At 68.4% G+C, this 12592-nt stretch carries 15 protein-coding genes; 7 read left to right on the plus strand and 8 right to left on the minus strand.

The window, feature by feature from the left end; genetic code table 11:
• The first annotated feature begins 2 nt into the window (after positions 1-2).
• From ACGFH6_RS41270 to ACGFH6_RS41280, 3 genes are read left to right on the plus strand one after another with little or no spacing between them, the layout of a single operon-like run.
• Positions 3-1988, plus strand: coding sequence for a histidine kinase (locus ACGFH6_RS41270; protein WP_393396159.1), 1986 nt, complete (start codon positions 3-5; stop codon positions 1986-1988).
• Positions 1985-2623, plus strand: a complete 639-nt coding sequence (locus tag ACGFH6_RS41275) for a response regulator (RefSeq protein WP_393396161.1) — start codon at positions 1985-1987, stop codon at positions 2621-2623. Before ACGFH6_RS41270 ends, ACGFH6_RS41275 begins: the two co-directional genes overlap by 4 nt.
• Before the next feature lie 33 nt (positions 2624-2656).
• Positions 2657-3070, plus strand: a complete 414-nt coding sequence (locus ACGFH6_RS41280) for an SgcJ/EcaC family oxidoreductase (RefSeq protein WP_393396163.1) — start codon at positions 2657-2659, stop codon at positions 3068-3070.
• A gap of 1 nt (position 3071) precedes the next feature.
• Here ACGFH6_RS41280 and ACGFH6_RS41285 read toward each other — a convergent pair whose 3' ends face one another.
• Positions 3072-3395, minus strand: a complete 324-nt coding sequence (locus tag ACGFH6_RS41285; protein ID WP_393396165.1) for a putative quinol monooxygenase — start codon at positions 3393-3395, stop codon at positions 3072-3074.
• 115 nt (positions 3396-3510) lie between these two features.
• Positions 3511-4401, minus strand: coding sequence for a MurR/RpiR family transcriptional regulator (locus tag ACGFH6_RS41290; protein WP_393396167.1), 891 nt, complete (start codon positions 4399-4401; stop codon positions 3511-3513).
• Positions 4402-4490: 89 nt separating this feature from the next.
• Between ACGFH6_RS41290 and ACGFH6_RS41295 the strand changes: the two genes are divergently transcribed.
• On the plus strand, positions 4491-5327 hold the full coding sequence (locus tag ACGFH6_RS41295; RefSeq protein WP_393396169.1) for an alpha/beta hydrolase: 837 nt from the start codon (positions 4491-4493) through the stop codon (positions 5325-5327).
• On the opposite strand, the gene ACGFH6_RS41300 is transcribed toward ACGFH6_RS41295, so the two are convergent.
• Together ACGFH6_RS41300 and ACGFH6_RS41305 are read right to left on the minus strand one after the other, a co-directional pair.
• Complete coding sequence (locus ACGFH6_RS41300; RefSeq protein WP_393396171.1) at positions 5303-5956, minus strand: response regulator; 654 nt, start codon at positions 5954-5956, stop codon at positions 5303-5305. The two genes, ACGFH6_RS41295 and ACGFH6_RS41300, sit on opposite strands and share 25 nt — an antisense overlap.
• Entirely contained in the window at positions 5941-7173 is a 1233-nt protein-coding gene (locus ACGFH6_RS41305; protein ID WP_393396173.1) for a histidine kinase, read from the minus strand. The genes ACGFH6_RS41300 and ACGFH6_RS41305 overlap by 16 nt, the downstream gene beginning before the upstream one ends.
• Positions 7174-7325: 152 nt before the next feature.
• Here ACGFH6_RS41305 and ACGFH6_RS41310 point away from each other — a divergent pair, with 152 nt between their 5' ends.
• A complete protein-coding gene (locus ACGFH6_RS41310) occupies positions 7326-7730 on the plus strand; it encodes a hypothetical protein (protein WP_393396175.1) in 405 nt (134 codons plus the stop codon).
• Between the two features lie 72 nt (positions 7731-7802).
• Here ACGFH6_RS41310 and ACGFH6_RS41315 read toward each other — a convergent pair whose 3' ends face one another.
• Positions 7803-8018, minus strand: a complete 216-nt coding sequence (locus ACGFH6_RS41315; protein WP_393396177.1) for a hypothetical protein — start codon at positions 8016-8018, stop codon at positions 7803-7805.
• Positions 8019-8116: 98 nt separating this feature from the next.
• On the opposite strand from ACGFH6_RS41315, the gene ACGFH6_RS41320 reads away from it, so the two are divergent.
• Positions 8117-9274 (plus strand): cytochrome P450, encoded by a 1158-nt coding sequence (locus tag ACGFH6_RS41320; protein WP_393396179.1) that lies wholly within the window; start codon positions 8117-8119, stop codon positions 9272-9274.
• A gap of 181 nt (positions 9275-9455) precedes the next feature.
• Here the strand turns inward: ACGFH6_RS41320 and ACGFH6_RS41325 are convergent, their stop codons facing one another.
• Together ACGFH6_RS41325 and ACGFH6_RS41330 are read right to left on the minus strand one after the other, a co-directional pair.
• Positions 9456-10229 carry an ABC transporter permease gene (locus tag ACGFH6_RS41325; RefSeq protein WP_393396181.1) on the minus strand — a complete coding sequence of 258 codons (774 nt, stop codon included), beginning with the start codon at positions 10227-10229 and terminating at the stop codon, positions 9456-9458.
• A 9-nt stretch (positions 10230-10238) separates the two neighbouring features.
• Positions 10239-11138, minus strand: a complete 900-nt coding sequence (locus ACGFH6_RS41330) for an ATP-binding cassette domain-containing protein (RefSeq protein WP_393396183.1) — start codon at positions 11136-11138, stop codon at positions 10239-10241.
• An 82-nt stretch (positions 11139-11220) separates the two neighbouring features.
• Here ACGFH6_RS41330 and ACGFH6_RS41335 point away from each other — a divergent pair, with 82 nt between their 5' ends.
• Complete coding sequence (locus tag ACGFH6_RS41335; RefSeq protein ID WP_393396186.1) at positions 11221-11970, plus strand: TetR/AcrR family transcriptional regulator; 750 nt, start codon at positions 11221-11223, stop codon at positions 11968-11970.
• Here the strand turns inward: ACGFH6_RS41335 and ACGFH6_RS41340 are convergent.
• Complete coding sequence (locus ACGFH6_RS41340; RefSeq protein WP_393396188.1) at positions 11958-12590, minus strand: nucleoside/nucleotide kinase family protein; 633 nt, start codon at positions 12588-12590, stop codon at positions 11958-11960. The two genes, ACGFH6_RS41335 and ACGFH6_RS41340, sit on opposite strands and share 13 nt — an antisense overlap.
• Between the last annotated feature and the right edge of the window lie 2 nt (positions 12591-12592).

Below are 12592 nucleotides of genomic sequence, written 5' to 3' on the forward strand. Positions count from 1 at the left end.
AGATGAGCATTCGGCAGTGGCCTCTGGCCCCGGTGGTTGTCGCCGGGGCCACCGGCGCGCTCGCGATCACCGCGCTGGCGCTCGCACTGACCACCGTCACGGCGCCCGCCGAGCTGCTCGACGGGAACCGTGCGAACCAGTGGCTGGCCGGTCTTGCGTTCGGCGTCGTCGGCGCTCTGGTACTGCGGTTCCAGCCGGGCAACCGCCTCGGTTGGGTTCTCGGCGCGGCAGCCATCTGCGGCCTGGTCGGCTCGGTCTGTTCTGAGTACGCGACGATCGCGACATCACTGCCACTCGGGGGCCTGGCTGCGTGGCTGGCCGCCGTACTGTGGCTCCCGCCCTTCCTGGCGACACTTGCCGCCGTACCGCTGCTGTATCCGGACGGCCACCTACCGTCGCCGCGATGGCGCTGGCCGGCCCGGGCCGCGCTGGTGGCCGGTTGTCTGGCAGTGCTCGCGTTCGGGACCACTCAGGCGGCAGTCGACGACGCAGGCTTCCCCGACGTCAGCAACGCCCTGGATCTGCCGGTAGCTGATTCCGTGAATATCGCCCTCGTCGCGGTCGGCTTCGCTGTCGTGCTCCTGGTCGGTGTGGCCGCTGTGGTGGCCATCGTCGTGCGGATGCGTCACGCGGATGCCAGGGAACGCCGGCAGTCGTCCTGGTTCGTGGCCGCTGTCGCTTTCGCCGGACCTGCGTCGTTCATCCCGGCGCCGCAGTACGTCCACTTCATCCTGAACGTTGCTGCCGTCGCGTGCCTGACCGTCGGCATCGTGCGCAACGGGTTGTTCGACATCGAGCTCGTGCTGTCCCGGACTGTCGTCTATGTCGCGCTCACAGCGGTCGCGCTCGGCGTCTACCTCGCTGTGGCAGCCCTCCTCGGTTCGAAGTCCGACGCCGGTCTCGTGCCCGCGGTGATCGCTGCCGTCGCCGCCATGCTGCTGGCTGGTGCCCGCCGACGGGTGCAGGCTGTCGTCGATCGGTTGATGTACGGCGACCGCCGCGATCCGATGTCGGCACTGACCACTCTGGGCGATCGGCTGAGTGCAGCGCTGGACACCGATGCCGTGCTGCCGGCCACGGTCGAAGGGGTCCGCACAGCGCTCAACCTCCCGTACGCCGAAGTGCGCCTGGCCGGCGAGGACAGCCCGGCCTTCACCTCCGGCACCCGGCCGGACCATGTCGCCTCCTTCGCGCTCAACCACGTCGGCGAGGAGGTCGGACTGCTCGTCGTCGGCCTCCGCCGGGGCGAGCAGGAACTGGCCGCGTCCGACCGCCGTCTGCTCGAGGCGTTCGCCAGGCAGGCGGGCGTCGCGGCGCACGGCGTACGCGCAAGCCGCGAACTCCGCAGGTCGCGGGAACGTGTCGTCACATCGCGGGAGGAGGAACGCCGACGGATCCGGCGAGACCTGCACGACGGTCTGGGGCCGGCGCTGGCTGGTATCTCCCTCGGCCTGGAGACCGCCGATCGAGTCGTCGTCCGCGACCGCGCAGAGGCGTCCGCGCTGCTGCGCGAGCTCCGCGGTGATGTCACCGACTGCGTCGACGAGGTACGGCGCATCGTCGCGGACCTGAGACCACCGGCCTTGGACGCGGGCCTGGTCAGCGCCCTGCGTCACCAGGCAGACCTGCTCACCATGCGCTCCGGCGGACGTTTGGTCGTCACCGTCGACGAACTGGACGGATCAGGCGAGCTGTCATCAGCCCTGGAGGTAGCGGCGTACCGGATCGCGACGGAGGCGATGACGAACACACTCCGGCACGCGCAGGCGACCGGGTGCGAGGTGCAGTTGCGGTACGACGGCACCCGGCTGGACCTGCGCGTCGCGGACGACGGAAGTGGTGAGCCTGCCCGGGGAGTTGGCACCGGCCTTACCTCGATGCGGGAGCGGGCCGAGGAACTGGGCGGTGTCTGCACGGTGACCTTCCGGCCCGGCCTGGGCACGGAGGTCGCCGCATCTTTCCCAACCACAACGGTGAGCCGACCGTGATCCGCGTCCTGGTCGCCGACGACCATCCGGTGTTCCGCCGGGGTCTGGTCGGTGTGCTGTCCGAGGAGTCCGACGTTGAGGTTGTGGCCGAGGCAGGCGACGGCGACAGTGCCGTCGCACTGGTGTCCGAACTCAAGCCCGACGTGGTTCTGATGGACCTGCACATGACTGGCTCCGGTGGGATCGCCGCCACCCGGCGGCTCACCGACGACGCGCCGGAGGTCGCCGTACTGGTGTTGACCATGCTCGACGACGAGGAGTCGGTGCTCGCTGCTCTGCACGCGGGCGCTCGCGGCTATCTGGTCAAGGGCGCGTCTGGAGATCGCATCCTGAAGGCCGTGCGTGCCGTGGCCGTGGGGGAGGCCGTGTTCGGTGCAGACGTCGCCGGCCTGGTGCTGGGGCGTCTCACCGCGGAGCGTCGTACGACCCGGGCGGGCCCGTTCCCGATGCTCACCGACCGCGAGGAGGAGATCCTGACCCAGATCGCGCTCGGCCGATCCAACACGGAGATCGCCCGCCACCTGGTCGTTTCGGACAAGACCGTCCGCAACCACATCACGAACGTGTTCGCCAAACTCGGCGTGACCGACCGAGCCCAGGCCATCGTCAAAGCCCGCGACGCCGGCCTCGCTTGACCTCAAGCTCGCTTCAGCTTGCAGGATCGTCGCATGAGGATCGAGGGTGCGGTTCCCAGTCAGGCTGATGTCGACGCGATCGTGGCGCTGGTGGCCAAGGTGCAGGAGGTGCAAGGCAACGAGGATGTCGACGGGTTCATCTCGTTGTTCCGCAAGGATGCGGTGTGGGTGACCGGGCACGGCAAGCGGCTGTACGGGCGCGACACGATCGAGGCATTCACCCAGCAGGTGCTCCCCGGCGCGATGAAGGACTCCTACGCGACGTACGAGCCCGACCATCTGCTGTTCGTGCGGCCGGACATCGCTGTGGTGAACGTGAACCAGACCTACGTCGAGCGTGGCGATACGACGGGTGCGCTCGGGAGCCCGGTGTACTTCCTGGCCAAGGACGGCAGCGATTGGGAGATCGCCGCCGCCCAGAACACCAGCGTCGTCGGAGCGGGCTGAGCTACTTGACGGCGAGTTCGCCGAGTTCGGACCAGTCGGACTGGGGGAGCTTGAAGTTGACGATGCGGGGGGTTTCGACCAGGTGGGGCGGGAGGTGTTGCTGGGCTGCCTTGAAGTGGTCGGAGGTGACGTGTGCGGTGGCGCCCTCGTCGTCGGCGAAGGCTTCGACCAGGACGTACTCGTTCGCGTCGTCCAGTGAGCGGGACCAGTCGAACCAGAGACAGCCGGGCTCGGCGCGGGTCGCCGCAGTGAAGTCGGCGGTGATCGAAGGCCAGTTCTCGGCGTGCTCCGGCTTCACCCGGAACTTGGCGGTGATGAAGATCATCAGGTAATCCTCCGCGGGGTCGAATGGGTCCGGATCGATGCTATCGGTGACCGCACCGGCCCGGCCGTCGCAATCTGAGATCGCCGAAGAGTCGCAAAGGAAGCAACAACCCCGATCAGAAACCTAGTTGCTGCCGCAGGGACTCCAGCGTGTGCGACGTCTCCAGCGTGCGCTCGGCGTCCGCCGCGGCCACCGCCTGCGCCAGTGCGTCCGCGGTGACGATCGTCGTCAGCATCTCCGCGGTGATCCCGGTGACCGTGTTCGGTACGTGGATCGCCACCGTCACGTCGTTCGCCAGCCGCTCGGCCACGTGCTCCTCGCTGAGCAGGATGATCCCGGCACCGACCGCCCTGGCCCGGTCGATCACGACCTCGCCGTCGATGATGAGCCGGCCCGGCGCGATCACGATCACGACGTCCTCCGACCCGATGCCGAGCAGGTCGTCGGCGAGCTGGAACCCGGCTGTCCGGATGCACCGGCTGCGCAGGCCGAACCGCCGCAGCTTCAGCATCAGGTACTCCGCCGCCACGTAGTTCGCGCCGAACCCGTAGATCACCAACTCGCGCGCGCCCAGCATCAGCCGGACCGCTTCCTGGTACTTGTCCATCGCCATGTGCTGGTTCAGGAACTCGATCCGCTCGATCGACTCCGTGATGACCCGGTCCCACACGTGCTTGGGATCGCCGCCGGTGGCCTCCATCCGGTCCCGCAGCCGCTCCTCCCGGTGGGTCGTCGATCGGAACGGCGTCGCCACCCGGTCCTTCAGCTCGGCCAGGCCGGCGTACCCGAGGGACTGCAGGGTGCGGATCACCGTGGCGTTGCTGGTCTTGCTCGCCTGGCCGAGTTCCTGCGCGGACAGGTAGAGCAGTCGCTCCGGCGAGATCTCCGACAGCGACCGGCAGACCGCGCGGGACGCGGGTGTGAACTCGTCCCAGTGGTCCCGGATCCGGCGACGCAGGTCGGCCAGCGCCGGATTCCGTGTAACCCCTGTTACCTCATCGGCCATCTGTGTATTATCCGATCCCGTAGCGACTGTAACGAATCATCCAAGATTCTGAGTTCTGTAACACATCGTAGACTCACCGAAGGAAGTCCATGGCGAACACCTCGACCGTGTACCAGCGTGGCAAGACCCCGATCTTCGCGTCCCAGGTGGACCCGCGTCTGCACTACTGCCTGTACGTGCCGCAGCGGCTCACCAACGACGACCGCGCGCCGCTCGTCGTGGTCCAGCACGGGACCGCTCGGTCCGCGGCGACGTACCGCAACCAGCTGGAGGAGTTCGCCGAAGAGCAGGGCGTCGTGGTGCTGACGCCGATCTTCCCGGCCGGTCTGGTCGACCCCGACGACCTGCACAACTTCAAGTTCATCGAGTACCAGGGGATCCGGTTCGACCGGATGCTGCTGGCGATCGTGGACGAGGTGGCGGACCGGTTCCCGGTGGCGGCCGAGCGGTTCTACCTGCACGGCTTCTCCGGTGGCGGGCAGTTCACGCACCGGTTCCTCTACCTGCACCCGGAGCGTCTGGCCGCCGCGTCGATCGGTGCGCCCGGCCGGATCACGCAGCTGGACGACACGCTGCCGTGGTGGCTCGGGACGAAGGGGTTCGAGGAGAAGTTCGGTCAGCCGATCGACTTCGACGCGCTCCGCCGGGTGCCGATCCAGCTGGTGGTCGGCTCCGAGGACGTGGAGAGCTGGGAGATCATGAACCCGGGCGAGTCCAACTGGATGGACGGCGCCGAGCTCACCGGCACCACACGGATCGAGCGCCTGCGCACCCTGGAGCGGAACTACCGGTCGCACGGCCTCGACATCACCTTCGACATGGTCGAGGGCGCCGCCCACTCCGGCCGCAAGATCCTGCCCACCGTCGAACGCTTCTTCGCGGATCAGCTGAAGATCCGGGCTCAGGAGCCGGCGAGTCCGAGGTAGGCGAGTACGGCCATCACACGGCGGTTGCTGGTGTCGTCGTCGGCGAGGCCCAGCTTGCCGAACAGTGACGTCGTGTACTTGCTGACGGCGCTCTCGCTGATGAACAGGCGTTGACAGATCGCCTGGTTGGACAGACCCTCGGCCATCAGACCGAGCACGGACAGCTCGCGCTCGGTGAGCCGGTCGAGGCGCTTGCTCGACGTACCACTGGACAGCAGCTTGGCGACGACGGCCGGATCCAGGGCCGTCCCGCCGGCCGCGACCCGTTCGAGGGCGTCGATGAACTGATCGGCCTCGAACACGCTCTCCTTGAGCAGGTACCCGACACCGCTGGCGCCGTCGGTCAGGAGCTCACGCGCATAGAGCTGCTCGACATGCTGCGACAGGATCAGGACCGGCAGCCCCGGGACCTCTCGGCGGGCGGCCAGCGCGGCCTTCAGACCCTCGTCCGTCTGCGTCGGTGGCATCCGTACGTCGATCACGGAGACGTCCGGCCGCCACTTCCGCAGTCCATCGAGGGTCTCCGGGCCGGTCGTCGCGGTCGCCACCACCTCGTGCCCGTAGGCCTCGAGCAGACGGACCATCCCGTCCCGCAGCAGGTAGAGGTCTTCGGCTACAAGGATTCGCATGGCACCGTCATCCTCGCACGCGTCGGGCCGCCGTTCGGACTGGTCAGCTCCAGGGTGCCGTCGAACGCCGCGAGCCGCCGGCGCAGTCCCGCGAGGCCGCCCGCGTCCTCGATCCGGGCACCGCCACGGCCGTCGTCCTCGATCAGTACGACGATGCCGGTGCCGTCATGGGAGATCGCGATCTCCGCGTGATCCGCCTGCGCGTGCTTGACCGCGTTGGTCAGCAGCTCGGCGATCCCGAAGTACACGGCGGACTCGATCGGCGGATCCAGCCGCAGTTCGCCGCCTGCGTTGACGGCCGTCTCCAGTGGGGTGTCCATCGCCAGGGCACGTACGGCGTCGACCAGTCCGCGCTCGTTCAGCACCGGTGGGTTGATGCCGCGGACCAGTTCGCGGAGCTCGGACAGCGACGTGGCCGCGCCGACCCGGGCGTCCTTCAGCAGTGCCTTCGCCGCACGCGGGTCGGTCTCCATCAGCTTCTCCGCGGTCGCCAGCGACAGTCCGAGCGATACCAGGCGAGCCTGCGCTCCGTCGTGCAGGTCCCGCTCAATCCGGCGGATCTCAGCGGCCTGGGCAACCGTCGCGTCGGCCCGCTGCGCGGTCAGCTCGTCGACCCGGTTCGCCAGAGCCATCGACGGGGTCGGACGCAGGAAGCGTACGGCGATCGGCCCGAACGGACGCCAGGCGTACGGCGCACTGGCGACCGCCACGACCAGTCCGGCCACTCCGAGCACAGGCATCGACTGGGCGAATCCGAGGACGGCTGCCACGATCCCGGCCGGCGGAACCGCCGCGGTCAGGCCGGCGGTGACCGCAAGGATCGCCAAGCACCTCAGATCACGCCAGTTCGCCGGATCGGTCCACCGCACGCGCAGCCGCAGGTCCTTCTCGGCGTCACGGCGCGTCTTCTCGTACGAGTGACCGTTCCACCAGAAGCCGGTGGACAGCTGCGTCACCGCCCCCAGCTCCCGGTACCCGTCCGGGATCACCGTGCCCGTCCACCGGGCCAGCAACGACCGGACGATCCCGGCGACCGGCCGGAGCAGCAGCAGAGTGCCGAGGCAGGCCCAGACGAACGGCGCGATCCACGTCCAGGGGCTCCGCCACCAGACCGCCACCGCCACCCCGGCAGCCCAGACGGCAGGCACCAGCATGCTGACGACCAGGACGACGCACGACCGGACGAACCCTACGCAGGCACTCGCAACCCACGACATCAGAACCTCTTTCTCACTACGGCTTGGTCCTGCCACTGTGCACCACCGAGAGCGTGAAATCGGCGCAATCCGAGTGGAAGTAGGGCTAGCCCCACCCAACCGTGCGGCCAGCCACATACCGGGTCCCACCTGCGGTTTCTAGCGTCTAGGACATGCCAACTCTTACCAGTCAGAAGCAGGTCGAAGCATTCAACCGGGCCAAGCGGTTCGTCATCGTGTACGGCCTGCTCGGCGCGGTCGTCGTCGCCACGGTCGTGGTCCGCGCGGCCAGACATCAGGCGGTGCCGGGCTTCCTGTGGGGCCGGTCCTGCGCTGTGCTCGTGACGTCCGTCGTGGCCTACTGGCTCCTCACCAGAGCCGCCCGCGGAGCGCGGTGGGCGTACATCCGCGTCCGGATCATCTCGATCGTCATGCCGATCGCGATCGTCGGGGTGGACCTGATCCCGGGGCTGTGCCCGGGGTGGTTCGCGGCGATGCAGGCCGTCTGCGCGCTGGCCATCGTGCCGGTCGCCTTCGTGGTGAACGGCCGGGACCTGCGCGCCGGCTTCGCCCGGTGAGAACAGACGTCGGCCGCTGCTGTCCGGGGACAGCAGCGGCCGACGGTGTTTGTGGAGCGACCTGAGCGGGTGTCAGGCGGCTTGCGGCACGCGGGTGCGGTTCTTCGAGGCCCACACGGCTCGGCGCAGTTTGGCCTTGTCCGGGTAGCCGGCCGCGCGGCCGATCACGTAGACGTCGTGGCTTCGCATGTTGACCATGCCGGCGACGTACCAGACCGGGTTGCCCTCGGCCAGCATGGTGACGATCATCGTGCGAACGGTGCTGTCGGTGGTGGCGGTGATGTTCATTCTGACCCTCTCCTTTGGTCGCTCTCACTGATACGTCGGAGAAGAGGGCCCGGATTCGACACACCTCGACAAACTTTTCTGCCGGTATTTTTGGGCCGGTGACGATCACTCCGAGCGATCCGTACGCCGCCTACTCCGCCCTCCGCCGAACCGGACCCGTACACCGTGTCGCCGGCCCCGACGGCAGCCCCTCCTGGCTCGTCACCCGGTACGACGACGTCCGCCGGGCACTCGCGGATCCGCGACTGTCCGTCGACAAGCGCAACGCCCTCCCCGGCAACTACCGCGGCCTCAACCTGCCGCCCGCCCTCGATGCCAACCTGCTCAACATGGACCCGCCGGACCACACCCGGATCCGCTCCCTCGTCACCCGCGCCTTCACGCCCGGCCGGATCGAGTCGCTCGCCGCACCCATCCGCCGTACGGCGGACGAACTGCTGGTCCCCGTCGTACGTCGTGGGCAGGCCGACCTGGTGGCGGAGTACGCCGCGCCGCTGCCGATCGCGGTGATCTGCGATCTGCTCGGCGTACCCGAGGATGCGCGCACCGACTTCCGCGCGTGGACGGACACGATGCTCGCGCCGCCGGGACCGGACGAGGCGCGGGCCGCGATCGGGGCGATGCTGCGGTTCTTCGCCGGACTGATCGAGGGCAAGCGGGCGGTCCCGGGCGACGACCTGGTCAGTGACCTGATCGCCGCGCGGGACGACGACGATCGGCTCAGCGACGACGAGCTGACCTCGCTGATCTTCCTGATCCTGTTCGCCGGGTACGAGAACGTCGTCCACCTGATCGGGAACGCGACGGTCGCACTGCTCGACGCGCCGGCCTTGTGGGAGCGGCTGCGGTCGGACCGGTCGCAGCTCCCGGCCGCGGTCGAGGAGCTGATGCGGTACGACGGCCCGGCGCCGCTGGCGATCAGGCGGTTTCCGATCGAGGACGTGGAGATCGATGGCGTGGTGATTCCGGCGGGGGAGACGGTCCTGCTCGGGATCTCGTCGGCGAACCGGGACGCGGAACGCTTCCCGGACCCGGACCGGGTCGACTTCGATCGCGCGGTCGGCGGACACCTCGCGCTGGGGCACGGGATCCACTACTGCCTCGGTGCGCCGTTGGCGCGGTTGGAGATCGCGATCGCGCTGGAGGCGTTGCTGGATCACGTGCCAGGTCTGCACCTCGGCGTACCGCGCAGTGACCTGCGCTGGCGGGACTCGATCCGCACGCGCGGCCTGCACGCGCTGCCGGTCTCCTGCTGAGAACGCTGCTCGTCTTCTGACAAAACGAAGCGCCCCGGTCAATGACCGGGGCGCTTGTCCGTGTGGGTCCCGGGGGGAGTGGGACCACCACACGTTGGGGGGGACCTCGACACTAACCCGAGTGAGGGGTCACGTCCGAATCCTTTCGAACACGTTTCGGTCAACGGGATGTAACTTGCGATCAGCGGCTCGTCCGGCGCCTGTACAACGACGTCGCCAACGTGAACGAGAACAGGAGTAGACCACAACACCACGCGAGTGCGATCCAGCCGTTGTTCCCCAGTGGTGCGCCGATGAGAAAGCTGCGCACGGTCTCGATCACCGGCGTGATCGGCTGGTGTTCACTGATCGGCCGCAACCATGACGGCATGGTCTCCGGCTGGACGAACGCACTGCTCAGGTACGGCAGGAACAACATGAAGAAGCTCAACGTGCTGGCCGACTCCACCGACCTGGCGATCACGCCCAGGCCGGCCGCCAGCCACGACAACGCGAGCACGTAGAGAAGCAGCAAGCCGATCGCGGCCAGCCATTCGCCGGCGTTCGCCGAAGGCCGGAACCCCATCGCCAGTGACGCGAGTACGACGATCGCCGTCGACACGGAGTTACGGGCGACACTCGCGGTGACGTGCCCGGTCAGCACGGCGAAGCTGCGGATCGGCAACGAGCGCAGGCGGTCGATCATCCCGCTGTGCATGTCGTCCGCGACCACCATCGCCGTCGACGAGGCGCCGTACCCGGTAGTGAGCAGGAGGATGCCTGGCACGACATAGTTGATGTACTCCGTGCCGGTGCTGATCGCGCCGCCGAAGACGTACACGAACAGGCACATCATCAGCAGCGGGAGCAGGATCGAGACGAACAGCGTCTCGACGTTGCGCCGGGACAGCCGGACGCTGCGGTCGATCATCGTCACCGTGTCCGAGAACCCGGCGGCGACTCCGTGATGGGACATGGCGGACTCCTAGGCGGTGAGGGCGAGGAAGACGTCGTCGAGGGTCGGCCGGTGCGACGAGACGCGCTCCGGCTGCAGGCCGTTGTCGCGCAGTACGTCGAGCACGTGGTGCAGGTGCGCCGCCGTACCGTCGGACGGAATGTTCAGCACGAGATCATCGGCGACGCCGTCCAGTACTCCGGTTGCCTTGAGCAACTGCACCTCGTCGGCGAAGCGGAGCTCGATGCGTTCGCCGCCGATCTGGGTCTTGAGCTCGTCGGCGGTGCCGGTGGCGACGATCCGGCCATGGTCGAGCAGCACGATCCGGTCGGCCAGCCGGTCCGCCTCCTCGAGGTACTGCGTGGTGAGCAGGATCGTGGTCCCGTCCCGGACCAGTTCACCGATCACGTCCCACATCGTCGACCGGCTGGCCGGGTCGAGCCCGGTGGTCGGCTCGTCCAGGAAGATCACCCGCGGCCGCGCGATCAGGCTCATGGCCAGATCGAGCCGCCGCCGCATCCCGCCGGAGTACGTCTTCACCCGCCGGTCCATCGCGTCGGTCAGCCCGAACCGCTCCAGCAGTTCGCCGGTACGCCGACGTGCGGCGGGCCGGCCGAGATGCATCAACCGGCCGACCATGACCAGGTTCTCCCGGCCGGTCTGGTTCTCGTCCACCGCGGCGTACTGCCCGGTCAGGCTGATCACCCCGCGGACCTGGGCCGGCTCGCGCAGGACGTCGTACCCACCGATGGTCGCTCGGCCGGCGTCCGGCCTCGTCAGCGTGGTCAGGATCCGCACGATGGTCGTCTTGCCGGCGCCGTTCGGCCCGAGCAGTGCGTGCACGGACCCCTCCGGCACCCGCAGGTCGACCCCGCTGAGCACCTCGGTCGCGCCGTAGGACTTCCGCAGCCCGGTTGCCTCGACGATCATCGTCCCCTCCTTACTGCGTATCGAATACGCTAAATAGCGTAGCAGATACGCTATATCGCTCGGCAAGCCCTAAACTGAGCCGGTGGAGAAGAACGAGTTGCCCCCGGACGTGGCGCTGATGTGGCGGTTGCGGGAGGCGCCGCGGCGGGGACCGAAGCCGTCGCTCTCCCTCGACGACATCGTCCGGGCCGCGATCGAGGTCGCCGACGCGGAGAACGATCTGGGTGCGGTCTCGATGGCACGTGTCGCCGAGCGGCTCGGCAACTCGACGATGGCGCTCTACCGGCATGTGAAGAGCAAGGACGACCTGCTCGTGCTGATGTCGGACGCGGCGATCGAGCGCCCGGACCCGATGCCCGAGGGGGTCGACTGGCGGACCGGGCTGACGTTCTGGGCGGACAACGTGCTGGCCGCCATCCGCAAGCACCGGTGGTACGCGAAGATCCCGATCTCCGGTCCGCCGGCCGGCCCGAACAACCTCGCCTGGTTCGACGCCGCGCTCGGCGTACTGAACGACACCGGCCTGCCGGAGGAGGCGAAGGTCGGTGTGGTGATGGGCCTGATCACCTACGTGCAGGGCGAGGTCCGGATGGCCTTCGACCTGGCCGCGGGGTACGACGAGAATCCGGCGGCGTTTCAGCAGTTCGGCGCCACCCTCAGGCAGGTGGCCGACCCGCGGCAGTACCCGGCTGTCGCCCGGTTGGTCGAGGCCGGCGTCTTCGACGAGGTCGGCAGCTTCGAGGACGAGAGTGACCAGGACTTCGATTTCGGTCTGCAGCTCTACCTGGACGGTGTGGCTGCCTTCATCGACCGGGTCTGTCAGGACAAGTGAATGACCGCGTCGGCCGCCGGCGCGGTCGCCGCGATCAGTCGCGCGTTGCGTTCGTCGGTGCCGAAGGTGCGCTCGTGCGCTTCCTCGGCGGACCTGCCGTACCGCCGGTGCCGCGCCTCGAGCCGTTCGTGGCGCAGTTGTTCGGGCACCTCGACATACCAGCACTCGTCGAGCAGTGTGCGGAGGGCTGCCCAGGGTTGCTGGTCGAAGAGCAGATAGTTGCCTTCGGTCACGACCAGGGTGACGTCGGGTCCGACTCCGATGCTGGCGGCGATCGAATCCTCCAGCCCGCGGTCGAAGCGCGGCGCCCAGATCTGCTCGTCCGGTGACTCCTTCAACCTCTTGAGCAAGGCAACGAACCCGTACCCGTCGAAGGTGTGCGGCGCACCCTTCACTTCGGCCAGCCCGAGCTCGTCCAGGATCGACTGCGCGAGGTGGTAGCCGTCCATCGGCACCAGCGCGACCCTGTGCCCGTCACCGACCAGCTTCGCGGTCAGCTGCTCGGCGTACGTCGACTTGCCGGCCGCGGGGGCTCCCGTGATCCCCAGGATCTGCCGCCGCCCCCGCGTCGCGAGGCCGACGGCGCGGTCGTAGGCGGCGGCCGGATCCAGGGTCTCCATCC

The organism is Kribbella sp. NPDC049227 (genome assembly GCF_043197265.1).
Lineage (GTDB): Bacteria > Actinomycetota > Actinomycetes > Propionibacteriales > Kribbellaceae > Kribbella.

Excerpts from the sequence above, each read along its gene's own strand:
- ACGFH6_RS41270 (WP_393396159.1), top strand. The coding sequence starts at position 3 with ATGAGCATTCGGCAGTGGCCTCTGGCCCCGGTGGTTGTCGCCGGGGCC.
- ACGFH6_RS41280 (WP_393396163.1), top strand. The coding sequence starts at position 2,657 with ATGAGGATCGAGGGTGCGGTTCCCAGTCAGGCTGATGTCGACGCGATC.
- ACGFH6_RS41285 (WP_393396165.1), bottom strand. The coding sequence starts at position 3,395 with ATGATCTTCATCACCGCCAAGTTCCGGGTGAAGCCGGAGCACGCCGAG.
- ACGFH6_RS41290 (WP_393396167.1), bottom strand. The coding sequence starts at position 4,401 with ATGGCCGATGAGGTAACAGGGGTTACACGGAATCCGGCGCTGGCCGAC.
- ACGFH6_RS41295 (WP_393396169.1), top strand. The coding sequence starts at position 4,491 with ATGGCGAACACCTCGACCGTGTACCAGCGTGGCAAGACCCCGATCTTC.
- ACGFH6_RS41300 (WP_393396171.1), bottom strand. The coding sequence starts at position 5,956 with ATGCGAATCCTTGTAGCCGAAGACCTCTACCTGCTGCGGGACGGGATG.
- ACGFH6_RS41305 (WP_393396173.1), bottom strand. The coding sequence starts at position 7,173 with ATGTCGTGGGTTGCGAGTGCCTGCGTAGGGTTCGTCCGGTCGTGCGTC.
- ACGFH6_RS41310 (WP_393396175.1), top strand. The coding sequence starts at position 7,326 with ATGCCAACTCTTACCAGTCAGAAGCAGGTCGAAGCATTCAACCGGGCC.
- ACGFH6_RS41315 (WP_393396177.1), bottom strand. The coding sequence starts at position 8,018 with ATGAACATCACCGCCACCACCGACAGCACCGTTCGCACGATGATCGTC.
- ACGFH6_RS41325 (WP_393396181.1), bottom strand. The coding sequence starts at position 10,229 with ATGTCCCATCACGGAGTCGCCGCCGGGTTCTCGGACACGGTGACGATG.
- ACGFH6_RS41330 (WP_393396183.1), bottom strand. The coding sequence starts at position 11,138 with ATGATCGTCGAGGCAACCGGGCTGCGGAAGTCCTACGGCGCGACCGAG.
- ACGFH6_RS41340 (WP_393396188.1), bottom strand. The coding sequence starts at position 12,590 with ATGGAGACCCTGGATCCGGCCGCCGCCTACGACCGCGCCGTCGGCCTC.